This window comes from Bacillus cereus group sp. Bce041 (genome assembly GCF_052646455.1).
This window is the reverse complement of the sequence record NZ_JBQXON010000004.1, coordinates 237,410-259,679: the sequence shown is the minus strand read 5'-3', so window position 1 is coordinate 259,679 and position 22,270 is coordinate 237,410. Positions and strand designations below refer to the sequence as shown.

The following is a 22,270-nucleotide window of genomic DNA, read 5'->3' as shown; positions in this document are numbered from 1 at the left end:
ATATGAAAACATCAGAGTGGATTGATATTTCACAACCGCTAAATAATAATATTGCAACGTGGCCAGGAGACACACCGTTCTCGTATGAAGTTTCATGGTCAAAAGAAGAAAGTGGCTCAGTAAATGTCGGAAAGTTAACGATGAGTATTCATACAGGCACTCATATTGATGCACCATTTCATTTTGATAATGATGGAAAGAAAGTATTGGATTTAGATGTTCAAGTTTATGTTGGCCCAGCACGGATTATTGACGTTTCTAATCTTGAAAGCATCGGGAAAAAGGAATTAGAAAGCTTTCATTTAGAAGGTGTAGAACGATTATTATTACGTACATCTTCACATGGAAAAGCTGAAGAATTTCCAGAGGTGATCCCTCATTTACGTGCAGACATAGCGTCGTTTCTTTCAGAGAAAGGTATTCGTTTAATCGGAGTAGATGTACCATCAGTTGATCCGCTAGATGATAAAGAATTAGCAGCGCATCATCAATTATTTAAACATGGAATTCATATTTTAGAAAATGTCGTACTAGATCATGTAGCAGACGGTGATTATGAACTTATTGCATTACCACTTGCATTAACTGATGCAGATGGAAGTCCAGTTCGAGCCGTTATTAGACCAATATAAGTAGAATCATATAAAAGGGGCGTTTGGCTAATATGAAAGAAAATGAAAAAGTAATTATGGAAAAAGGGATTCATACGGATTTTAAAGAGAATATGACGTATGGGGAGTATTTACAATTAGATAGTTTACTATCTTCTCAAAAAAGATTATCGGACCATCATGATGAAATGTTATTTATCGTTATTCACCAAGCAAGTGAGCTTTGGATGAAGCTCATTTTACATGAGCTAAATGCGGCGATTGAATCTATTAAACAAGATAAATTACAACCAGCTTTTAAAATGTTAGCACGTGTATCAAAAATTCAGTCTCAAATTATTCAATCTTGGGATATTCTTGCGACATTAACACCATCAGAATATATTGAGTTTCGTGATTCACTCGGTCAAGCTTCAGGTTTTCAATCGTATCAATATCGTATGATTGAGTATGCACTTGGCTATAAAACGCCACACGCATTAAAAATTTATGAAAAGGATCCAGAATTACATGCACGACTTCATAAAGCGCTACATGCACCAAGTCTATATGATGTCGCGATTCAAGCATTAGTAAAAGAAGGATTCCCTATTCATAAAGATGTGTTAAACCGTGATATTACGCAGCCTTATGAAGAAGATGCAACAGTAGAAGCAGCATGGTTGGAAGTGTATGCGGATGTGAAAAAATATTGGAATTTATATCAGCTTGCTGAAAAATTGATTGATATTGAAGACTGGCTACAACAATGGCGTTTCCGTCATATGAAAACAGTAGAAAGAATTATTGGACATAAAATGGGTACAGGTGGATCCTCCGGTGTTTCTTATTTAAAGCGAGTACTTGATCAACAATTCTTCCCAGAGCTTTGGAATGTTCGTACGAAATTATAAAAATAAACCTGTCAGTTCATTATGGCTGACAGGTTTATTTTTATTTGAGCACAATTATGTTTAAAATGAAGGAACAAGATATAATAAATGGAGTAACTATTTAAATGGAGGTAAAGTTTTTGGATTTCAAGCAACTAGAAAATAAATTCGAAAAGAAAAAAGTGAATACATTTCTTGTTTATCAAAAAGGGGAATTAACAACGGAGTATTATAAAACACCCGAATGTGCAAATAACTTATATAAAATAAATTCGATTACAAAAAGTATCGTATCTTTATTAATTGGTATTGCAATTGATAAGGGCTATATAAATGATATACATACATCAATTACAGAGTGGATTGAAAATGTACCTGGGGAAAAACATGATTTAACGCTATATCACTTATTAACAATGACTACTGGTGAGGACTGGAAAGAGTTTGGGAATGGAGTAGTATTCCCAAATGACTTTGTAGAATCAGAGAACTGGGTACAGTACATATTAGAAAAGCCAATAATTGAAGAACCTGCTACAAAAATGAATTATAATTCAGGTTCTTCTCATTTACTGAGCTATATTATTCAAGAAGCTACTGGAATGTCGACAGAGCGGTTTGCAAAGAAATATTTATTTGATCCATTAAAAATTAACGAATACGAGTGGCAACAAGATCCGCAGGGTATATATGTAGGTGGCTTCGGTATGAAAATGAAATCTACCGATTTATTAAAATTAGGAAAATTATGTTTGCAAAATGGATATTGGAATGAAAAAGAAATTGTATCAGCGAAATGGTTAGAAGAATCAAGTAGGGCGCAATTTGAAACATATGAACATGTCGGCGCATATGGATATCACTGGTGGGTATTACATAACGAAAGATTTCACATACCGTATTGTATATATTTCGCTATGGGATACGGCGGACAATACATCGTTATCATTCCTCAGTTAGAAATAGTAGCTATTATAAGTAGTCATATGCCAAAACGTGGGCTCGTTCCGTTAAAATTATTTATTGAGCATGTACAGGGAAATTCTAATTATATATAAGAAAAGGAGGGAATGTATGAAGGATGAAAAAATTTTATCTTTATTTAGATTCTGTTTAAGTCTTCTAGTATGTAGCGCCATTATTACGCAATTCATAATTAGGGCACAAGTGAAACCGTTTAATCCAGTTAACTTTTTTAGTTTCTTTACGATCGAAAGTAACATTTTAGTTGCATGTATTCTCCTTTTAAGCAGTATCGGAACAGCTACATTTGGTCGCTCAGAACAGTTTAGTATACTTCGTGGTGCAGCAACGGTATACATACTTACGACTGGACTCATTTATTTTTTATTATTAAGAGGGTTAGAAGAATCACTTCAAACGGCAATACCATGGGTAAATACGGTGTTACATTATATCATGCCAATTGCTATGCTTTTAGATTGGATATTAAATCCACCAAATAAGAAAATCGCTTGGAAACAAGCTTCAAGTTGGCTCTTATTCCCGTTTTTTTACGTTGTATATAGCTTAATTCGTGGTCCAATCGTGAATTGGTATCCTTATCCATTTTTAGATCCGAGAATAGGTGGATATGGTAGAGTACTTTTATACAGTATAGGGATAGCAGTTGTAATTGGCACTATTTGTATATTGGTAAGATTTTTAGGGAATCGATATTTTAGAAAAGAATTTTAGAAATGAAAGAAACCCGGCTGTTATGAATCTAAATAGCCGGGTTTCTTTCATTTTATCTACTCGTCTTCTGAAACGACATTTTAATAAATTTCTCCGTCTTCGTTTCAAATTCCACATCAACAAAAACACCATATTCTTTTCCGTCTTCACGTAGCCACAATTTGAATTTTTCAACTGTTATTTGAACGGTTTTTGGTTTTCTACCTATATGAAGGTAATCAATAATCTCTGCTTTTGGGTACTGTTCTTTCGTTTTCTCTACAGCAAGCTTACCCCATTTTGCATACGGCGGCTGCGCATGAACAATTGATGAGCCTGTATATACATTTGAACATGTTGTTAGGAACAGAAGGACGAGTGCGACACGCTTTAACAAATTCTTCATGATGAACTCCTTTTATCCTTTTTTTATATTGTTTACATTTTCTTTCTACGATATTAGTTTGGATTTTTTTGTCTTCTTTACATAAAAGCGAGGCTTTTACAAAACATAACCAAGAAATCATTTACATAATTAAGGAGGGAAAATTATGCGCCAAAAAGCTATGTTTAAAATAGCGGTTTTACTTGCGTTCATAGGACTGTCTTTAATGGTCAGTAGTATACAACTAAAGAATGTAGAAGCATTTTCTAATCAAGTCATTCAAAGAGGAGCGTCGGGCGAAGATGTCATTGAACTGCAATCTCGTTTAAAATATAACGGATTTTATACGGGAAAAGTAGATGGTGTTTTCGGATGGGGTACATATTGGGCACTTCGGAATTTTCAAGAGAAATTTGGATTACCCGTTGATGGTTTAGCTGGAGCTAAAACGAAGCAAATGCTCGTGAAGGCAACGAAGTATGACAAATCAACTGCTAATAAAGGAACGACAACGAATAAAGGAAATAGTGGTGGCACTGCACAAGAGAATAAACCACCTCAAAATAAAGGGACAAATGTTCCGAACGGTTATTCTCAAAATGATATTCAGCTGATGGCAAACGCAGTATACGGAGAATCACGTGGTGAACCGTATTTAGGACAAGTTGCAGTAGCTGCTGTTATTTTGAACCGTGTTACAAGTGCGTCATTCCCAAATACTGTTTCAGGTGTAATCTTTGAACCTAGAGCATTTACAGCGGTAGCCGATGGACAAATATATTTAACACCAAATGAAACAGCAAAAAAAGCAGTTTTAGATGCGATTAACGGATGGGATCCAACAGGAAATGCTTTATATTATTTCAATCCAGATACTGCGACTAGTAAATGGATTTGGACTCGTCCACAAATTAAAAAAATCGGTAAACATATTTTCTGTAAATAGAGCGGAGGTGGGACAATGTTACGAGGTATTATCATTGTATTATTAACAGTCGGTGTAGTAGGAACAGGCTATTGGGGCTATAAAGAGCACCAAGAGAAAAATGCGGTTTTAATTCGAGCGGAAAATAGCTATCAACGTGCATTCCATGATTTAGCATACGAAGTCGATTTATTACACGATAAAATTGGCACAACACTTGCGATGAATTCACGATCATCTTTATCACCTGCATTAGCGGATGTATGGCGTTTAACATCTGAAGCTCGCTCAGATGTAGGACAACTACCTTTAACATTAATGCCATTTAATAAAACGGAAGAATTTTTAGCGAATATCGGTGATTTCAGTTACCGTGCAGCCATTCGTGATTTAGAAAAAGAGCCGTTAAATGAGCAAGAATATAAAACGCTACAAACTTTATATTCAAATGCAGGAAATATACAAGATGAACTAAGAAAAGTACAACATCTTGTTTTGAAAAATAATTTACGCTGGATGGATGTAGAAATGGCACTTGCATCAAATCGCGATCCAGCAGATAACACAATTATTGATGGATTGAAAACTGTAGAGAAAAACGTAACATCATATTCTTCTACAAACTTCGGACCGACCTTTACAAGTGCGCAAAAAAATAAAAAAGGCGGATTTGAAGCGGAAGGAAAGGCAATTTCTAAAGATGAAGCGGCGAAAATTGCCAAATCGTTTTTGAATTTAAAAGGAAATGAAAAAGTAGATGTAGAGAAAAGTGGAAAAGGTGCGAAAGAATCCTTCTATAGTGTGAAAATTAAAGATGAAGCAACGAACAATGAGTTCTATATGGATATTACCGGAAAAGGCGGATATCCAATTTGGGTTATGAATAACCGCGAAATTAAAGAACAGAAAGTTAGTTTAAACGATGCAGGTAGTAAAGGTTTAAAATTTTTAAAGGAACATAAGTTTAATAATATGGAGCTTTATGATAGCTCTCAATATGATAATGTTGGTGTATTTACGTATGTAGTAAATGAAAATGGAGTACGAATTTATCCAGAAGCAATCCAAATGAAAATTGCTTTAGATGATGGTTCTATCGTTGGGTTCTCCGCAAAAGAATACTTAGCGTCACATCAAAAGCGAACAGTTCCATCGGCAAAGCTAACTGCAGCAGAAGCAAGAAAGAAAATCAATCCGGATGTAAAAGTCATGGAAGAACGTAAAGCTTTAGTAGTCAATGATTTGCATAATGAAGTGCTTTGCTATGAATTTGTAGGCACTTTAGGAAAAGATACGTACCAAATATTCATTAATGCTAATAGCGGGGCCGAGGAAAAGGTAAAGAAAATGCAAGCTGTTGAAAAAATTTATGATTAAACCTTAATAGTGAAGTGGTGAAAATAATGAAAACTCTAATATATATATTGATGCTTTGCTTCGTTATAACTGGATGCAGTATTGGAAAAAAAGACAATCCAAACGAAAAGCCGGAACAAAAAAATGTTTCAATGAAAAATGTTAATTATACGAATAAATCAAATAAGCCAAATGAAAAAGCAGCAGATCATTTAGCATCTTTAGCAGCAAGTGTGCCAGGTGTGAATGATGCAACAGCGGTCGTTGTTGGAAAATATGCTATTGTAGGTATTGATGTAAAAGCAAAACTTGATCGAACTCGAGTTGAATCAATTAAATACTCTGTTGCAGAAAGTTTAAAAAATGACCCTGACGGTGCTAATGCAGTCGTTGTAGCAGATGTTGATACGTATGAACGCCTCAAACAAATCGGAAAGCAAATTAAAAAAGGAAAAACAGGTGAAGGTATACTAGATGAATTAGCCGCTATTGTGGGCCGAGTAATGCCACAAGTTCCAAATGATATGATAGAAAATAGAGAAACGAATCCAATTAAAGATAATGATAAACAATTACCAAAAGATGAAGAACAAGAGTTAAGAAAAGAACAGGATGATCAATCAAATAATCATTTGAATAAATGAAATTAGCCTCGTACTTAATTGTACGAGGTTTTTAAATATAATATTAAATATTCAGTTTATTTTTAAGGGAATATATGGTTTAATTATCATGGGAGGGACAACTGTTATGATGAAAAAAAGCGCATGTATATTGTTTAGTTTATGCTTAGGTTTCAGTATGACAGCGTGTGAACAGAGAAAAGAAGTGAAAAACCAAACAGCAACTTCTTCTACTGTGATGGAAAGGCAACAGAAAGAGTCTATCAATATAAATCATTTCTCGAGTATAAATGAAGGAATGACTTATACAGAAGTGAAAGATTTAATTGGTTTTGAAGGAGATTTACTTATAGAAGAAGGGGTAGAGCATTCTACACAAATTAAACAAATTTTTGCTTGGAAAGGGAACGATCCAAATTCATTTGTTGAAATTACCTTTTTAGATGGAAGAGTGCATTCAAAAGCACAGCAAGGTATAAGTTAATAAGCTAAAAAATGGGAGAGTTTAGCATGAACATACACACAGGGGAAATTCAATTAGCTCCGTATAAGGAGAAATATAAAGAAGTTATACAAACATTTACTTTACCAAGTGAACAAGTTCAGTTTACATCAGATCCAAGCGCATTACTGGAGAAAGCAAAAAGTGATCATACAAAAAATGTGATTGTTATTTTAGATCACAATGGGGTACCGGTGGGTCTTTTCGCATTGGAAACGGGAGATAGAGTAAAGGAGTTCACAGATAATGAGGATGCTTTACTTTTAACGTCATTTTCTATTAATCACAATAGACAAAGAAAAGGATTCGCTAAAAAGTCATTGTTATTATTAGAAGAGTTTGTAAAACGTTATTTTCCAATAAAAAATGAAGTTGTACTTGCTGTGAATGAAAGAAATATTCCTGCACAAAATTTATATGCAAAAGTTGGTTTCCAAGATAAAGGTTTTAGAAGAATGGGACCAATTGGCGAACAAATAATAATGCATTTACCTATAATGAAATAATGAGATAGAAAACTTACTCTTGAATATTCAAGTAGTAGGTTTTTTTATTTTAACAATATATAATATATGTATATAAAATGAAACCGGAATGAAGGATATAAAAAATGAATCAAGATAGAAAATGGAATATCGTTGGAGGAAGAGTGATTAAAACTGGGATTGCAGTTTTTCTTACAGTGTTAGTTTGTGATTTTTTTAACATCCCAACTATTTTTGCTGTAATAACAGCAATTGTTACAATTGAACCAACTGCAACAGACTCAATAAAAAAAGGACTTATTCGCTTTCCGGCCTCAACAATTGGATCGGCATATGCCATGACTTTCACATTTTTCCTAGGCCACCAAGCAATTTCTTATGCATTAGCTGCAATGTTTACGATCGTTACATGTCAAAAACTAAGGTTACATGCGGGAACTTTAGTTGCAACTTTAACTGCCGTAGCAATGATTCCAATTACGGCAAATCATTATTTTACTGCATTTTTAATTCGTTTAGCTACTACATCTACTGGTATTATAGTATCTACTTTAGTGAATTTTTTCATTTTTCCACCCCACTACACGAAAATGATTTTTGGATGTACAGAGGATCTATTTGCTAAAACAGCAAATATTATGGAAGAATGGATTCCTGCATTAGTTGCAGGAAAAGGTGTGAAAAAGGAGACTGCTCAGGATTTATCTAAATTGACTTTATTATTGCATAAGGCGATACAATTTGTTCAATATGAGCAGAAAGATTGGAAATATCATCAACATACAAAGAAGGAAATGAGAAGCTTTTTAACGATGCAGAAGCAAATTCATATATTACAGCAAATCATTTACCATATAGATAATTTAGCTCGGGTATCAATTGAGACTTGTGACTGGTCACAAAGTGAAAGAGAAATATTACAACGAACAATTCATTCTATAATTGCTATATTGAGAAACCGTTGTAATGAAATTGATGAGGAACATTTCAAACTTATTGCTGAATTAGACAAGCAATTTTGGAGTTATAAAAATGATTTAAAAGATTATAAACCAAATCATTATCATCACCATTTTTCAAGTGAATCTATTATTTTATTTGAGGTATTATCTATTCATGATATGTTAGAAGAATTAAAACAAATATCCGAGAAATATGAGTGGGAAAACCGATTCAATTGATAAGTTCATTTTACTGTGGGGGGATAATATGACACTTTATATTGCATTACTAAGAGGAATCAATGTCGGTGGCCATAAAGTAATCAAAATGGCTGATTTAAAACGAGTGTTTGAATCAATAGGGTTAAAACAAGTGAAAACATATATACAAAGTGGTAATATTGTGTTCGAATCTGAGGAAGGTATAAACTTTCTAAAGGACCAAATACAATCTGAAATAAAAAAAGAATTTGATTTCGATGTTCCAGTCATGCTAAGAACACATGATGAATTTATAAATATTATTAAACAATGTCCATATGAAGTTCATTCATTGTTAGAAGGAGAAAGTGTTCATATTGCTTTTTTAGCTAATGTACTTTCTGAAGAAGAGAGTAGTCAATTGCTTACATTTAAAAGTGAACTTGAAGATTGCTATATAGATGAGAAGGTCGTTTATTTATTTTTCAAAAATAGCATTCGAAATTCTAAATTAATGAACCAGTTTCAGAAGTTACATACACCAGCTACAGTTAGGAATTGGCGGACTGTGAATAAATTAAAAGCAATTGTAGAGAGTATGTAAATATAAAAAGATGAGGTTTTCTACATGTAGAAAACCTCATCTTTTTACTTATATTGTTTTGCAACTATGAGTTCGACAATAGGATAAATAAAGAATGAAGAGCAAATTGCGATGAACAGGGGGAGGTTTTTTACTCCATCTAAATTAGCCCCCATAGAAAATCCTTCGGAGAAGATTAATAAAAGGAACATTACAACTACAAGCACAAAATACGCAATTTTAAAGCTTTTATATGTAATTTGTTGTCCCATCTCATCTTGACTTTCTTCTGACACACCGTGGGGATCTCCCCAAGTAATGTGATTAATTAAATTACTAAGTATTAACGAAATAGCAAAAATCGTACCACCTAAAATAGAACCTTCAGTTATGTATTTATATGTGCCATGTACTAGTATTGCAATTAATGCTAAAACAATGATTATAAAAATAGTTTTTTTAGTATTCAATAAATAATTGCCCCCTCGATTGTAAAAAACTCTTTACAAATATAAGTATAAAATTGGAAAAGTGTCATGTCAAATACTTTTTACACACAATATGTAAGTATGCAATATTTTGTTTTTATGATAAATAAAAAATTACAATACATTTGAATGTAAAAGAATGGGCTCGCATATATTTGGAAGGGATGTCAGATTAATTTAGGGGGTAGTTATGTCTATACTTTTAAAAGCTGGTGCAGATGCAGGAAACAACGGTTTGAAGTTAATGGTGAAAGGGCAAGACCCTATTTTTATTCCGAGTATTTATTCTTTATATATAGGTGAGCCTACAGGACTCTTAGATGAGGTAGATGTTTCATTATCTGAATTAGAAAACCACATTGATGTGACTATAAGTTCGCCATCGTTAATGCTAAATAATGTACGATACATCGTTGGAGAAAAAGTTATTCAAGATCAATTAAAAGGTACTGAGGTAGAGAAGAAATCGAATAAGTCAACGGATGAGTTAATGGTTATTACAATACTATCAGGTTTGGCGGTAAGCGCTATGCGTCAAAGTCCAACTTCTAGCCATATTAATATTCGTTATGATTTATCTGTCGCTCTTCCTATGCAGCTTATTACACAAGAAATAGCTGCTGAAAATGCAAAACGTTATATGGGAAATCATAAGGTTATTTTCCATTATCCGAACGGACGCGATGTGACAATTAATGTTTCAATTGAGTATTGTAAATGCCTGCCTGAGGGCGCTTCTGGTACGTGGGGCATTGTATACGATGAAGAAGGAAATGTTGTGAAACATAAAATAGAATGTGAGCAAAATCAAGTTTCTGAAATTGATTTTGTAGATAAAACTCTACTCTCTTTTGATATTGGTGCAGGGACGACAGAAGAAGTCGTTTCATTAGGGGTGAATTTCCGTCCGCAACTAAGTAAAGGTTTATCTTATGGTGTAAAAGAGACGTTACTACAAATCATTACGAGATGGAACCGGAAGTATCCAACTAAAACGATTGATAGTATTACAGAATTCAATCAAATTTATTTAAATGATAAGCATCCGAGAAATACCTTATTAGTTGAGGAATCACAGCCAGCGCTATTAGGTTTAGCAGCACGTGTTGCAACAGATATTATAAATAAAATTGATGATATGAAAGACGATCCATACGTGTTTATTTATGGCGGGGGTGCAGTAATTATTAAAAACAGTTTAAAAATGATTTTAAAGCAAAAAGGACGACTCAAAAATGTAATCTTTGTAGATAATCCGTTATTTACAAATGCACGAGGATTATTAGTTTATACTTGTTCGCCAAAATATAGAGAGCATAAGCAAAAAGAGTTAGGATTTACAAACTTAACGATAAGTTAGTTGGTGGAAGTATGCGATCTAGGCGATATAAACGTGGTGATCGAGTAAAAATCAATATTCATAAATCGGTATCACCTGAAATGCTTGCGTGGCTGAATAAACAATCAAATCCAACTAATTTCTTCTTTTTTGCTGCGCAGCAACTATTTAAACAAGTTGGAGATATTGACGTTTCAAAAGCTTTACCAAGCAGCCATGTTTTCTCATTATATGTGGAGCCTTCATCCTTATTAAAAGTCGAAGTAAACCCTTTTAAAAACATGACACTAGACACAAATACATCCACCGAAAATGCAAAAAAAAAATTATGGGAATCTGTTGATCAATTAGATTGTCCATTTTTTTAAACATAGAAAAATATAAAAAGTCCCCATCACTATACATACGAATACAGTGATGGGTTTTTGTTTGTAACTAGAAGGGGGCACAATTTGTGCCCCCTTCCATTAGTTATTTATCTAAATTTTAGATGTATGTTTAGAAACAGCGTTAATTATGCTTTCCCAGTCATCTGGATGGTTTTCATGGCCTGCCCCTTTAAGAGTTAATAGTACTGAGTTTGGAATTTCATCAATTAGTGCGAGGCCATGTTCAAATGGGAGTGCTGTATCGTCTGTTCCGTGAATAACCAATGTTGGTGCTTGTATGGAGTGAAGTATACCTTCATATGCATCATCACCTTGAAGTAAAGCGTGATTAAACATACTTAATAAATTGTTTGCGCGTTCTATTTCTTGTTTTACTTGTGTATAAACTCTATTTTCATCAAATATTCGTTCTGATCCACATAATAGACGAGATCCTGAAACTAAATATTCTGCCACATCATTTTTATTTGTCCAATCTATACTTGCGCTCTTTACATGATGTTTTAAAATCCTTTCATCCATTGGGGGTAAATCGCGAGTATTATTATCAGATCCTATTACACTAGTCGCTAGTAAAGTTAGCGTCAAAATTCTTTCGGGATGTTTTACAGCGGCAATTTGAGCAATCATACCACCTAATGACATACCAAAAAGATGGGCTTTATCAATATGATAAGCGTCTAATACTCCGATTGCATCTTCAGCCATATCTGTTACTGAATAATTTGAAGTGCCAGGTTCATATGTAACAGAGCGTCCAACATCGCGATTATCAAAGCGAATAACAAATTTTCCTGTGTTCGCCAACTGTTCACAAAATTCTTCATCCCAATATATCATTGAACAAGTAGCTCCCATAATTAATAAAATAGCGGGATCATTAGAGTTACCGAAGCTTTCTGTACATATATCAATACCGTTTATTTTAAATATCTTTTCACTCATAAAGTTAGCCCCATTTCTTTTGAATTTAATTAATAATACAGTTTTGAATAATTCTAAGATGTGTGTAAGATTCTTTTTGAAATTCATCCCGCTATTTGCCGGGCAGTAAGAGCCCGATTGGTGAGGAATGATTAAAGTTTCACTTTATAATGCTTTTTGCATAATTACCCCCAAAAATAAGTATATGGTAATTCAAGACAAAAAATTTTGAGAAATAATTGTATGTTATTAAAATAAACAGCAAGGAGGAGAGGAAATGAAAGCAATCGTTATTGATCGATATGGCAGTGTTGAAGAATTAAAAGAAAGACAAGTTTTAAAACCGGTTGTTAAGAATAATGAGGTATTAATACGTATTTATGCAACATCTGTTAATCCAGTTGATTGGAAAATAAGAAAAGGTGACTTACAAGAACAGTTACGCTTTTCATTTCCAATCACTTTAGGATTAGATGTAGCTGGAGTTATTGAAGAAGTTGGAGAAGATGTAGAGTGTTTCAATATAGGAGATAAAGTGTTTACGAAACCTGAAAATATAGGAAGTGGCTCTTATGCTGAATTCATTGCAGTACAATTAGATTTAGTATCACATATGCCTAATAATATTAGTTACGAAGAAGCAGCTTCTATTCCTCTTGCAGGACTTACAGCGTGGCAAAGTCTTGTAGATTACGCAAAAATAAAAGAGAATGACCGTGTATTCATTCATGCTGGAGCTGGTGGCGTTGGAAGTATGGCAATCCAAATCGCAAAATCATTTGGAGCTTTTGTTGCCACGACTGCTAGTAGTAAAAATAAAGAATTTTTACAGTCTTTAGGAGCGAATCTCGTTATTGATTATAAAAAAGATAAATTTGAAGAACTAGTATCAGATTTTGATATTGTGTTAGATACAATAGGTGGCGAAGTGCAAGAAAAAAGTTTTCGAATTATTAAACCTGGTGGTGTTCTAGTTTCCATTGTTCATGAACCACTACAAAAAGTAGAAGGAATAAAATCAGGATTTTTATGGCTAAAACCAAATGGAAAACAATTAGAAGAATTATCAGCTTTAATTGTAAACGGAAAAATCAAACCAATCATAAGTAAAGTGGTGCCATTTAATGAAGCAGGAGTTCGAGAAGCTCATATTTTGAGTGAAGGACAACATGTTAGAGGAAAGATTGTAGTTAAAGTGGAATGATAATAAAGATTACAGCTTATAGAGTAACTAGATTTGAATAACGAAAAAGCTCAACAATAGATAATATCCCATACTATACATTTTCATTTGCGGGTATTATTTATTGTTGGCTAATGTGATATTGCTTCTAACAAATACTTTTTCGTATTGTATCATGTAATTTCTCTAATCCAATTTCCATATCTTTCTCGTTTAACATTGAATAGCTAATTCTTAATTGGTTATCATTTGTTTCGTAGTTTAATAGACAAGCTGTTCCTGGTAAAAAAGAGACATCTACTTCATTTGCTTTTTGTAATAAGGTAAAGGGATCTATCGAATCAGGCAGTGTCACCCATAAATTAAAACCTCCATTTGGTATTTCAAAGTGTAGTTCTTTTAATGGCGATAATATATCAATTGTTAAATCACGTCTCATTTGTAAAGCTGTACGTAATTTTTCTAAATGGTTTTTCATACGTTCTGCACGTAAAAACGGTAGAAGTGCCTTTTGTGTTAATAAAGGACTACCGATATCCATTGAACCTTTTACTGCATATAGCCATTCAAAAATAGGACCATCGGCAATAAGTGCCGCGATACGCAGTCCTGGTGCTAACGTTTTACTAAATCCTTTTATATATATTACGTGGCCATCCTTATCAAAACTTTTGATTGGGGGCGGGACTATAGCATCCTCAAAATATATTTCTCCGAAAGAATCATCTTCAATAATAAAAAATTGATATAGCTCCGCTAGTTCTATAAGTTCCATTCTTCGTTCTTTACTCATTACTGTACCTGTCGGATTCTGAAAGGTGGGATTCGTATACAATAAAACGGGATTTTTACTTTGACAAATATCATCAATTAAGTCGGAGCGAACTCCATGATTATCAAGAGAAACGGGAATGATTTGAACACCTTTATTGATGAAAACATCAAGCGCGGCACTGTAACATGGACTTTCTACTAATACGATATCTCCAGGTTTTAATAATGTTTGAGCAATTAAATCAATTCCTTGTTGTGCTCCGCTTGTAATTAATAATTGAGATGGGTCTGTCACTAAATTCTGGTGTTCATATAAGTAATTTACTATTTCAACTCGCAATTCATAATCGCCTTGAACTGGCCCATAAGTTGCTAACAACATCGGATTTTTATCCAGCAATTTATGCATTTCGTCTGCCAAAAATGGATTTGGTAACAGACGGGGATACAGAATTGCTTGTGAAAAATCATAATATTTACGGTGTTTATTCATTGCATATTGAGAACGCATAACATTAATAGATCTTGATTGTTGCCATTTATACGGTATCGGTTTGAAATCTTTCTTTACACGTTTATATATGTAAGCACCTTTTCCTTGTTCGATGCGTATATACCCTTTCGTTTCTAACTGTTTATAAGCTTTACGAACAGTTAATACATTGATTTGTAAATCTGTGGCCATACAACGTAAAGAAGGAAGGGATTCACCATGTGAAAGCATACCACTTTGTACTCTTTCAACAATTTGCATATATATTTGCTTGTAATACGGTATGTTTGATTCTTTACGCAATACAATCTTCATAGGTTCACCTATTTTTCTTTTTAATTTAATTAAAGTGGAAAATATATAGGGAATCAACTACAACTTGAAGTAACTGTTATATGTACCGATACACTGTTATACACCATAGCCTCTATACTCATTTTAAGAGTAAAAAGGAGGAAGTAAAATGGTCATTTTTAATTACATTTTAGTATGTATTATTTTCGGGACAACATTTTTAACGATTAAAATTGGAATTGAAGCAGGAGCGCCACCGTTGTTTTCAGCAGGAATTCGTTTCTTTTTAGCGGGTATAATCCTTATGATTATTTTTAAATTAAAGCGAAAAGAAATTATGCCACATATATTTTCAAAACGTATTATGTATGCTGGATTTTGTTTAACATTTATGACATTCGCAAGTTTATATTGGTCAGAACAATATATTTCTTCGGGATTAGCTGCTGTTCTTTCTGCTACGGGACCAATGATGATTTTATTAATACAAGCAAAGAGGAATAGGGAGAAATTACAAAAGGAACAACTCGTTGCTTTAGTTATTGCACTAATAGGTGTTATATTTGTTTCTTTACCAGGAATGCATCAACAAGTAAGTTTCATATGGAGTATTGCTTGTATTGTTTTAGTTATAGGGGAGCTATTTTACGGAATAGGCTCTATTCGTTCGAAAGAAATACTGTCAGATTTATCAAATGTATCACCATTTCTTATTAACGGTATTCAAATGTTTTATGGAGGGATTTTACTACTAATCGCATCTATTATTGTAGAACAACCAAATGTAACCGTATTAACTTCATGGAGTGTGCAATGGCCTATTTTATATCTCATATTTATCGGATCGATTGGTGGACACGGATTATATTACTGGCTCTTATCAAAAACAAATCCAATATTTCCATCGACGTGGTTATATGTATCACCATTAATTGCAATAATTGTGGGATATATCATTTTAGGAGAGCCTTTAAATCCTACAATGGGAATGGGGGCTTGTCTTATATTGATTGGTGTATTTTTGGCCAATCGTTCAACACTACGGACTTATTTCAAAAAAGGGCGGTTATTAGAGAAGGAGATGTAGTTTAATAAAGCAACAGCCCTGTATATTACAGGACTGATAAAATCAAAAACACAGTTGGAAAAATAACCAACTGTGTTTTTGATAATTAATTCACTTTTTTAATAAAGCCTTTATAATGACGTTTTACAAGCTGGCTTTCTAACGTCTTCATAGTTTCTAGTGCTACACCGACAATGATAAGTAAGCTTGTACCACCAATTTGAGCAGAAGGTGGTAACGTAGCAATTTTCGTGAATACGAGCGGTAATATAGAAATAGCACCTAAGAAAATTGCACCGATAAATGTTAAACGGTATAGAATTTTAGTTACATATTGTTCAGTTGCTTTACCAGGACGAATACCAGGAACATATCCATTTTGCTTTTTCAAATTCTCAGCCATTTGTTCAGGATTTACTTGAATAAATGCGTAGAAGTATGTGAAAGCAACGATAAGACCGACATAAAGTGTCATTCCAATTGGATGTGCGAAATCAAGATTTGCAACTAACCATTTTGATACGCTTGAATCAGGGAAAAGTTGCGCAATTGTACGCGGCGTCATTAAAAATGCAGAAGCAAAGATAACTGGTATAACACCAGCACTATTTACTTTAAGCGGTAAATGAGTGTTTTTTGCTCCTTGATATTGAGTGTTTCCTGAAACAGCTTTTGCATATTGGATCGGTATTTTACGTACAGCTTGTTGAATGTAAATAACACCAACAACTATCGCTAAAATTACGAGTCCAATTAAAACAATTTTTATTATGTGCATAAATAGCTGATCGCCAGCATTTTGGAATTGTTGTAAATAAATTTGATTTGCAACATTTGGAATCGCGGCAACGAGACCTGCGAAGATAATCATCGAAATACCATTACCAACTCCGTTAGCGGTAATTTGTTCGCCTAACCAAAGTAAAAATGCAGTACCTGCAGTTAAAACTGTCGCAATAAATAAGTATGTAGTCCAGCTTTGATCTGTTATTAATTGTCCACCTGCTATATTATTAAAGCCATAAGACATTCCGATGGCCTGTATGAATGCGAGAATGATTGTAAAGTATCGAGTGAATTGAGCTGATTTCTTACGGCCCATTTCTCCTTGCTTTGCCCATTCCGAAAACTTAGGTATAACATCCATTTGTAGTAATTGTACTATGATGGAAGCTGTAATATATGGTGTAATACCTACAGCAAAGATTGAGAAATGTTGCAATGCTCCTCCACCAAATACGTTTAACATACCTAGAACGTTAGCTTGATCTTGTACTTTTAATACCTCTGCGTTAGTATGAGGAACTGGAATAAACGTGCCAATTCGAAAAACGATTAACATCGCTAGTGTAAAAAGGATTTTCCTTCTTATCTCAGCTACTCTCATGAAATTTGAAATCGTACGAAACATTATGTCGCCTCCTATATTTTTATCAGTAAAAAACTGATTATTATACCCTATGAAGTAACCACAAACCTCCTTCCGCACTAAATTCATTTGACAAATGGATTTTCATACACTTTGTAGTTTTCACGGATATAAAAATATAAGGTGTTATATAAGCGACCTATACACTTTACGTAATCATTCAATACCCATAATATATCGAATAAATTAACAAATGTACATACATACGCATTAAAAATGAATAAATAGGGTCATTTTTTACATTTATTTAATGATAAATTGATAGGACATTATTATTCAAGATTGTTATACATGTTATAAAAATAAAAGCGAGCCATTATGATTTATAACTAATATTCATTCAAATGTGTCAGCTAATAGCGTCTCCCAATCTTTAAAGGATAATTTATCAGTTATATGTTTTAGTGCGTTAGGTACAACAATATGACAAATAAGTTCTAAGCTATTACCATCTGGATCAATAAAATAAACAGATGCATTACCTTGATGTGGACGGACAAAGGGTTCAATAGATTCATTACTCCCAAACGGAACAGCTTTAATTTGAAGTGAGTGTAACCAATGTAATGATTCTTTTAAATCCTCATAGGAAACTCTAAATGCAATATGACGTAAAGAAGGATGATATTTTGTTTCGTATTCAGAGCCCGCCCATAATCCTAGCCAACTTTTCCCTTCCTCAATCCAAAAGAATGCTGTTGATTCATCGCTCCAGGCTAACTTCAACCCTAGTTTTTCATAAAATTCGATAGATTGTTGTAAATTACTCACTGGTAAATGCGCTTCGTATATTCCTTTAATCAATTAAAATCCTCCACCTTTTTATTTTCTTACAATTAATATATCGATTTAAAAAGAATGTAAAATCAAATAAAAGTATGAAAGTACATACTACTTTAGTAGTAATAGTAATCAATTATATTTCAATTCAAATTCATCTCCCGCTGATTAAAGTTTCACTTTATATGATTAGAGAATTCTTTTTATTTAAGAAGGAATAAATGTTAAAGAAAGCTAATTAAACAGTGTACATATTTATAGGGGAGAAGATATAAATGAAAGTTGTTATAAAAAAATTACCACCATTAGAAGTAGCGTATATAAGACGAACTGGTAGCTACTTTGAACCGCAAGATCACTGGGGAAAGTTACTGAATTGGTCAATTGAAAATAAACTGTATCCACCAGAGCAATCATTTATCGGAATATCATTGGATAATCCTGAACTTGTTGCAAGTCATAAGTGCCGGCATGATGCATGTGTTACGATTCCTGAAAACTTCGATAAAGAAAAGTATCATGATGTGCAATTTAAAAAATTAGATGGAGGTACATATGGTCTATACCAGTTCTATGATGAACCTCATAAATTAAGTGAAGCGTATCAATACATGTATGTAGAGTGGCTACCAAATAGTGAGTATGATGCAGATTATGATAGAGATAATTTAGAGTTTTGCTTAAATAATGTTGCTGAAGATCTAGACGGAAAGTTAAAGGTTGATTTATTTGTGCCAATTAAAAAGATATAAAAAAACAAATAAGTTCATTTGTGGCTTTAAAATAAAATTGGAATAGTAGTGAAAGAAAAACTTTTTTTGAAGATAATATCTCTAGCGTAGAAATTTAAGTATGTAGGTTGCAATGAAAGGAGAATCCATATGGATACATTTGTAAATGACAAGTTTTATGAAACGAGAGATCAATTATTTGAGGAAATTACTTTGTTGAGTGATGCTCAATTTAATAGGAAACCAGATAAGGATAAATGGAGTATTGCACAAGTTTGTCATCATTTAGTTTTATTAGATGAGAGAGTGATAACAGTTATTTCCTCAGGGTTAAAAAAGTTAGATAGTACCCAAAATGAGCGTAAAGAAATTCACACTATTTTATTAGATAGAACGAAAAAGTTTATAGCTCCAGAAATGATTGAACCAAGTATAGAACCATTTGAAGTGGAGCAAATGCTCAATATGCTAAACGAATCAAGAAAAGAATTGATGCGTTTCCTGAGTACAATAGAAGATGAGTCTATATTAGCGAAAAAATCAGTGATGCATCCAGCTCTTGGAGAATTATCCCTTGATCAGTGGATAGAATTGATCTATTTACATGAACAGCGTCATATTTCACAAATAAAAGAGATAAAATTGCTTTGTGAAATTGAAAAGTAAAAATTATTCCCTATTTATTGATACGTATTATAAACAGGGGAAACGGTTGATTCATATTGATTCAGAAGAAAACAAAAATAGAATGAAATTAGTTGAAAGTGACCAATAAGCTTAAGAAAATATGAAACTATCCGATTTTCTGTATAAGTGTAACCCCGTCTTAAATGAAGAGCGGGGTTATTTTTTTGAAAGTACACTTCACACGCTTAAGGAAGGAGTATTCTGTCAGAAAACGATAAAATACAATTCTGTTAGGGGATGTATGCAATTTATTCTCTTTATTTTTGCAACAGAACCACCTTCAAAATTATCTTTTGTAGTTGAAGTTTCCTGAATAATAAGTTACATTTTTAAAGTTCAAGCAACTTTATGAAAGTACAAAAAGGGGAGAAATATTATTATTATGCAAAAAATGAAATGGAAGAACTATGTATGTTACTTTGTAATTTTATTACTGCTTGGAACGGCAGTAATAGTCAAACCATCTATCTCTAAGGCTGAGGAATCTGAAGTTAATATTACATTGTTAGGTACTGCAGATATTCATGGTAGATTTATGCCTTGGGATTATGCGCTTGATGGAGCAAATATGAGTGGAAGTTTGACGCAGCTTTATACGGTTATAAAGAAGGTCCGTCAAGAAAATCCAAATACCATATTAGTAGATGCCGGGGATACAATTCAAGGAAACTCAGTAGAATTATTCAACGATAAGCCACAATCGCCAATGATGGTAGCGATGAATACAATGGGATATGATGCCTGGGCATTTGGAAATCATGAATTCAACTTTGGATTAGATACATTGAAAAAAGTTAGTGAGCAATATAAGGGAAAAACGTTAGCAGGAAATATTTATAAGGAAAATGGAGAGCGCTTTCTTCCTGCATATACAATTGTAGAAAAAGGTGGAATTAAAGTTGGGATTATTGGTATGAATACACCAATGATTAGTGATTTTGAAAAAGGGACAGATCACTTAAATGGTTTAGTGGTGAAAAATCCGGTAGAAGAGACGAAAAAGGCAATTAAGGAATTAGAAGGTAAAGTAGATGTAATGGTAGGAGTTATGCATATGGGACTAGAAAATGAGAATGGTATCCCTGGTACTGGTGTTCAAGATATTGCAAATGCTTGTCCGGAACTAAACGCTATTTTTGCGGCTCATATGCATAAACTTGTAAAAAAAGAAGTTGTAAATGACGTAATTATTACAGAACCAGATAAATATGGAACACATATTTCACGTATTGACCTTACTTTTACAAAGCAAGATGGGAAGTTGGCTTTAAAAAATAAAACTGCTACCGCTATACCTGTAAAAAATGCTGATGGAACAACGATATTATCCGATCCTACACTTGAAGAAACATTAACACCTTTTCATGAATATGCGAGAGGAGATGCAAATGTTGTAGTCGCTCAATTAAAGGGTAGAAATCTTGTTCCTGAAAATGAAATAAAGGGTATTCCAAGTGTTCAGATTCAAGAAACACCTTTATCAGATTTCTTTCATGAAGTTATGCTCTACTACAGTAAAGCAGATGTAGTAGCCCATCAAATTGATAATGATTATGCCCGTTTAGATACAGGTCCTATTAAGAAAAAAGATATTGCGTACAATTACCAATATGCCTTGGGAGAAATTACAGTATATAAGATTTCTGGAAAAGATTTAAAAGACTATATGGAATGGGCAGCAGGATATTTTAACTCATCTCGTGCCGGAGATGTAACCGTTAGCTTTGATAAAACCCGCCGTGCATCTAAATACAGTACGAACGATTTCTTTGGAGGCGTAAAATACGAAATTGACTTAACAAAACCATATGGAAGCAGAATTACAAATTTACGCTCTATTCGTACAAACAAACCAATCAAAATGAGCGATGTTATGACGTTGGGAATGAATGCATATAGAATGGAGGCTCTTCAGGCAAAAGGTGGAGCTTTAGAGGGGCGTAAGTTTGAACAAATTTGGTCATCTAAACAAGAGAATGCATTTGGAGAAACAGGTGGAACCATTCGTAACCTTGCTATTACATATTTAAAAGAGGTAAAGAACGGTGTATACACACCAAAAGTTATGCATAATTGGAAAATTACTGGTGTAGATTTACATTCTTCAGAGCATAAGGCGGTAGTTGATCTTGTGAATAAAGGGATTTTAGAAATTCCAAAAACAGAAGACGGAAAATACACAAATATAGCATCTATAAATACGAAAGACTCAATTTCAAAAGAAGAGATTATATTACTCTCACAAAAAGCAAATATTAATCCAAATCAGTTTAATCATGTAAAGACAAAAGGTGAATTTTACAAAAAACTTAGTAGGATTACTAAAAAAATATAAATTATAAAATTTCTTATAGTAATTGTTATTTTAATAACATTAAACCCACTCTTACAATAGTAAAGAGTGGGTTTTTATGTTGTTATTTAGAGGTAAGTATACTTTTATTACAATGAATATAGATAATTAATAACTAACCAATTGGGTGAGCACCTATAAGGACTCTCTTTTATTCAAATTAATGTACATATGTGTTC

24 protein-coding genes are annotated in these 22,270 nt (G+C 33.3%); 18 read left to right on the top strand and 6 right to left on the bottom strand.

What is annotated here, in order from left to right:
* Nucleotides 1-2 precede the first annotated feature (2 nt).
* The 4 genes from kynB to ACUN13_RS15465 all read left to right on the top strand — a co-directional run bounded on the left by kynB (nucleotide 3) and on the right by ACUN13_RS15465 (nucleotide 3,181).
* The gene (kynB, locus tag ACUN13_RS15480) at nucleotides 3-632 is read left to right on the top strand and encodes an arylformamidase (protein WP_000858074.1); all 630 of its coding nucleotides are present in this window, start codon (nucleotides 3-5) and stop codon (nucleotides 630-632) included.
* Nucleotides 633-664: 32 nt separating this feature from the next.
* A complete protein-coding gene (gene kynA / locus ACUN13_RS15475; protein WP_000661957.1) occupies nucleotides 665-1,504 on the top strand; it encodes a tryptophan 2,3-dioxygenase in 840 nt (279 codons plus the stop codon).
* Between the two features lie 119 nt (nucleotides 1,505-1,623).
* Entirely contained in the window at nucleotides 1,624-2,541 is a 918-nt protein-coding gene (locus ACUN13_RS15470) for a serine hydrolase domain-containing protein (RefSeq protein WP_259592219.1), read from the top strand.
* Between the two features lie 16 nt (nucleotides 2,542-2,557).
* Nucleotides 2,558-3,181, top strand: coding sequence for a Pr6Pr family membrane protein (locus ACUN13_RS15465; protein ID WP_259592221.1), 624 nt, complete (start codon nucleotides 2,558-2,560; stop codon nucleotides 3,179-3,181).
* 52 nt (nucleotides 3,182-3,233) lie between these two features.
* Here ACUN13_RS15465 and ACUN13_RS15460 read toward each other — a convergent pair whose 3' ends face one another.
* Nucleotides 3,234-3,566 carry a DUF3889 domain-containing protein gene (locus ACUN13_RS15460; RefSeq protein ID WP_000793373.1) on the bottom strand — a complete coding sequence of 111 codons (333 nt, stop codon included), beginning with the start codon at nucleotides 3,564-3,566 and terminating at the stop codon, nucleotides 3,234-3,236.
* Between the two features lie 145 nt (nucleotides 3,567-3,711).
* On the opposite strand from ACUN13_RS15460, the gene sleB reads away from it, so the two are divergent.
* The 7 genes from sleB to ACUN13_RS15425 all read left to right on the top strand — a co-directional run bounded on the left by sleB (nucleotide 3,712) and on the right by ACUN13_RS15425 (nucleotide 9,182).
* On the top strand, nucleotides 3,712-4,491 hold the full coding sequence (gene sleB, locus ACUN13_RS15455; protein ID WP_001249063.1) for a spore cortex-lytic enzyme: 780 nt from the start codon (nucleotides 3,712-3,714) through the stop codon (nucleotides 4,489-4,491).
* Between the two features lie 15 nt (nucleotides 4,492-4,506).
* Nucleotides 4,507-5,847, top strand: coding sequence for a germination protein YpeB (gene ypeB / locus ACUN13_RS15450; RefSeq protein ID WP_342761904.1), 1,341 nt, complete (start codon nucleotides 4,507-4,509; stop codon nucleotides 5,845-5,847).
* A 26-nt stretch (nucleotides 5,848-5,873) separates the two neighbouring features.
* Nucleotides 5,874-6,470, top strand: a complete 597-nt coding sequence (locus tag ACUN13_RS15445; RefSeq protein ID WP_000854053.1) for a YhcN/YlaJ family sporulation lipoprotein — start codon at nucleotides 5,874-5,876, stop codon at nucleotides 6,468-6,470.
* A 106-nt stretch (nucleotides 6,471-6,576) separates the two neighbouring features.
* On the top strand, nucleotides 6,577-6,933 hold the full coding sequence (locus ACUN13_RS15440) for a hypothetical protein (RefSeq protein WP_000976446.1): 357 nt from the start codon (nucleotides 6,577-6,579) through the stop codon (nucleotides 6,931-6,933).
* 11 nt (nucleotides 6,934-6,944) lie between these two features.
* A complete protein-coding gene (locus ACUN13_RS15435) occupies nucleotides 6,945-7,457 on the top strand; it encodes a GNAT family N-acetyltransferase (RefSeq protein ID WP_409532089.1) in 513 nt (170 codons plus the stop codon).
* 104 nt (nucleotides 7,458-7,561) lie between these two features.
* Nucleotides 7,562-8,617, top strand: coding sequence for an aromatic acid exporter family protein (locus ACUN13_RS15430; protein ID WP_409532087.1), 1,056 nt, complete (start codon nucleotides 7,562-7,564; stop codon nucleotides 8,615-8,617).
* Nucleotides 8,618-8,645: 28 nt separating this feature from the next.
* Nucleotides 8,646-9,182 (top strand): DUF1697 domain-containing protein, encoded by a 537-nt coding sequence (locus ACUN13_RS15425; RefSeq protein ID WP_000177387.1) that lies wholly within the window; start codon nucleotides 8,646-8,648, stop codon nucleotides 9,180-9,182.
* Between the two features lie 44 nt (nucleotides 9,183-9,226).
* On the opposite strand, the gene ACUN13_RS15420 is transcribed toward ACUN13_RS15425, so the two are convergent.
* A complete protein-coding gene (locus ACUN13_RS15420; RefSeq protein WP_001093141.1) occupies nucleotides 9,227-9,631 on the bottom strand; it encodes a hypothetical protein in 405 nt (134 codons plus the stop codon).
* 208 nt (nucleotides 9,632-9,839) lie between these two features.
* Between ACUN13_RS15420 and ACUN13_RS15415 the strand changes: the two genes are divergently transcribed.
* Both ACUN13_RS15415 and ACUN13_RS15410 read left to right on the top strand, forming a co-directional pair.
* Entirely contained in the window at nucleotides 9,840-11,009 is a 1,170-nt protein-coding gene (locus ACUN13_RS15415; RefSeq protein WP_000025622.1) for a ParM/StbA family protein, read from the top strand.
* A gap of 11 nt (nucleotides 11,010-11,020) precedes the next feature.
* Nucleotides 11,021-11,356: a hypothetical protein gene (locus tag ACUN13_RS15410; protein WP_001257760.1), complete on the top strand. Its 336-nt coding sequence runs from the start codon at nucleotides 11,021-11,023 to the stop codon at nucleotides 11,354-11,356.
* Between the two features lie 111 nt (nucleotides 11,357-11,467).
* Here the strand turns inward: ACUN13_RS15410 and ACUN13_RS15405 are convergent, their stop codons facing one another.
* The gene (locus tag ACUN13_RS15405; protein WP_409532083.1) at nucleotides 11,468-12,322 is read right to left on the bottom strand and encodes an alpha/beta fold hydrolase; all 855 of its coding nucleotides are present in this window, start codon (nucleotides 12,320-12,322) and stop codon (nucleotides 11,468-11,470) included.
* A 256-nt stretch (nucleotides 12,323-12,578) separates the two neighbouring features.
* On the opposite strand from ACUN13_RS15405, the gene ACUN13_RS15400 reads away from it, so the two are divergent.
* The gene (locus tag ACUN13_RS15400) at nucleotides 12,579-13,505 is read left to right on the top strand and encodes an NADP-dependent oxidoreductase (RefSeq protein WP_409532082.1); all 927 of its coding nucleotides are present in this window, start codon (nucleotides 12,579-12,581) and stop codon (nucleotides 13,503-13,505) included.
* 127 nt (nucleotides 13,506-13,632) lie between these two features.
* Here the strand turns inward: ACUN13_RS15400 and pdxR are convergent, their stop codons facing one another.
* The gene (pdxR, locus tag ACUN13_RS15395) at nucleotides 13,633-15,066 is read right to left on the bottom strand and encodes a MocR-like pyridoxine biosynthesis transcription factor PdxR (RefSeq protein WP_088344313.1); all 1,434 of its coding nucleotides are present in this window, start codon (nucleotides 15,064-15,066) and stop codon (nucleotides 13,633-13,635) included.
* Nucleotides 15,067-15,214: 148 nt separating this feature from the next.
* On the opposite strand from pdxR, the gene ACUN13_RS15390 reads away from it, so the two are divergent.
* Nucleotides 15,215-16,132, top strand: a complete 918-nt coding sequence (locus ACUN13_RS15390) for a DMT family transporter (protein WP_088344315.1) — start codon at nucleotides 15,215-15,217, stop codon at nucleotides 16,130-16,132.
* 85 nt (nucleotides 16,133-16,217) lie between these two features.
* Here ACUN13_RS15390 and secY read toward each other — a convergent pair whose 3' ends face one another.
* Both secY and ACUN13_RS15380 read right to left on the bottom strand, forming a co-directional pair.
* A complete protein-coding gene (gene secY, locus ACUN13_RS15385; protein WP_088344317.1) occupies nucleotides 16,218-17,522 on the bottom strand; it encodes a preprotein translocase subunit SecY in 1,305 nt (434 codons plus the stop codon).
* 354 nt (nucleotides 17,523-17,876) lie between these two features.
* A complete protein-coding gene (locus ACUN13_RS15380; protein WP_000589640.1) occupies nucleotides 17,877-18,344 on the bottom strand; it encodes a VOC family protein in 468 nt (155 codons plus the stop codon).
* Between the two features lie 251 nt (nucleotides 18,345-18,595).
* Between ACUN13_RS15380 and ACUN13_RS15375 the strand changes: the two genes are divergently transcribed.
* The 3 genes from ACUN13_RS15375 (at nucleotide 18,596) to ACUN13_RS15365 (ending at nucleotide 22,073) form a co-directional block, all read left to right on the top strand.
* Nucleotides 18,596-19,072 (top strand): AraC family transcriptional regulator, encoded by a 477-nt coding sequence (locus ACUN13_RS15375; protein WP_000869612.1) that lies wholly within the window; start codon nucleotides 18,596-18,598, stop codon nucleotides 19,070-19,072.
* Nucleotides 19,073-19,201: 129 nt separating this feature from the next.
* Nucleotides 19,202-19,717, top strand: coding sequence for a DinB family protein (locus ACUN13_RS15370; RefSeq protein ID WP_000379366.1), 516 nt, complete (start codon nucleotides 19,202-19,204; stop codon nucleotides 19,715-19,717).
* A 403-nt stretch (nucleotides 19,718-20,120) separates the two neighbouring features.
* The gene (locus tag ACUN13_RS15365; protein ID WP_089607530.1) at nucleotides 20,121-22,073 is read left to right on the top strand and encodes a bifunctional metallophosphatase/5'-nucleotidase; all 1,953 of its coding nucleotides are present in this window, start codon (nucleotides 20,121-20,123) and stop codon (nucleotides 22,071-22,073) included.
* Nucleotides 22,074-22,270: the final 197 nt, after the last annotated feature.

Coding starts and splice junctions, on each gene's coding strand:
- kynB (WP_000858074.1), top strand. CDS start 3: ATGAAAACATCAGAGTGGATTGATATTTCACAACCGCTAAATAATAAT.
- kynA (WP_000661957.1), top strand. CDS start 665: ATGAAAGAAAATGAAAAAGTAATTATGGAAAAAGGGATTCATACGGAT.
- ACUN13_RS15465 (WP_259592221.1), top strand. CDS start 2,558: ATGAAGGATGAAAAAATTTTATCTTTATTTAGATTCTGTTTAAGTCTT.
- ACUN13_RS15460 (WP_000793373.1), bottom strand. CDS start 3,566: ATGAAGAATTTGTTAAAGCGTGTCGCACTCGTCCTTCTGTTCCTAACA.
- sleB (WP_001249063.1), top strand. CDS start 3,712: ATGCGCCAAAAAGCTATGTTTAAAATAGCGGTTTTACTTGCGTTCATA.
- ypeB (WP_342761904.1), top strand. CDS start 4,507: ATGTTACGAGGTATTATCATTGTATTATTAACAGTCGGTGTAGTAGGA.
- ACUN13_RS15445 (WP_000854053.1), top strand. CDS start 5,874: ATGAAAACTCTAATATATATATTGATGCTTTGCTTCGTTATAACTGGA.
- ACUN13_RS15440 (WP_000976446.1), top strand. CDS start 6,577: ATGATGAAAAAAAGCGCATGTATATTGTTTAGTTTATGCTTAGGTTTC.
- ACUN13_RS15435 (WP_409532089.1), top strand. CDS start 6,945: ATGGGAGAGTTTAGCATGAACATACACACAGGGGAAATTCAATTAGCT.
- ACUN13_RS15430 (WP_409532087.1), top strand. CDS start 7,562: ATGAATCAAGATAGAAAATGGAATATCGTTGGAGGAAGAGTGATTAAA.
- ACUN13_RS15425 (WP_000177387.1), top strand. CDS start 8,646: ATGACACTTTATATTGCATTACTAAGAGGAATCAATGTCGGTGGCCAT.
- ACUN13_RS15415 (WP_000025622.1), top strand. CDS start 9,840: ATGTCTATACTTTTAAAAGCTGGTGCAGATGCAGGAAACAACGGTTTG.
- ACUN13_RS15410 (WP_001257760.1), top strand. CDS start 11,021: ATGCGATCTAGGCGATATAAACGTGGTGATCGAGTAAAAATCAATATT.
- ACUN13_RS15405 (WP_409532083.1), bottom strand. CDS start 12,322: ATGAGTGAAAAGATATTTAAAATAAACGGTATTGATATATGTACAGAA.
- ACUN13_RS15400 (WP_409532082.1), top strand. CDS start 12,579: ATGAAAGCAATCGTTATTGATCGATATGGCAGTGTTGAAGAATTAAAA.
- pdxR (WP_088344313.1), bottom strand. CDS start 15,066: ATGAAGATTGTATTGCGTAAAGAATCAAACATACCGTATTACAAGCAA.
- ACUN13_RS15390 (WP_088344315.1), top strand. CDS start 15,215: ATGGTCATTTTTAATTACATTTTAGTATGTATTATTTTCGGGACAACA.
- secY (WP_088344317.1), bottom strand. CDS start 17,522: ATGTTTCGTACGATTTCAAATTTCATGAGAGTAGCTGAGATAAGAAGG.
- ACUN13_RS15375 (WP_000869612.1), top strand. CDS start 18,596: ATGAAAGTTGTTATAAAAAAATTACCACCATTAGAAGTAGCGTATATA.
- ACUN13_RS15370 (WP_000379366.1), top strand. CDS start 19,202: ATGGATACATTTGTAAATGACAAGTTTTATGAAACGAGAGATCAATTA.
- ACUN13_RS15365 (WP_089607530.1), top strand. CDS start 20,121: ATGCAAAAAATGAAATGGAAGAACTATGTATGTTACTTTGTAATTTTA.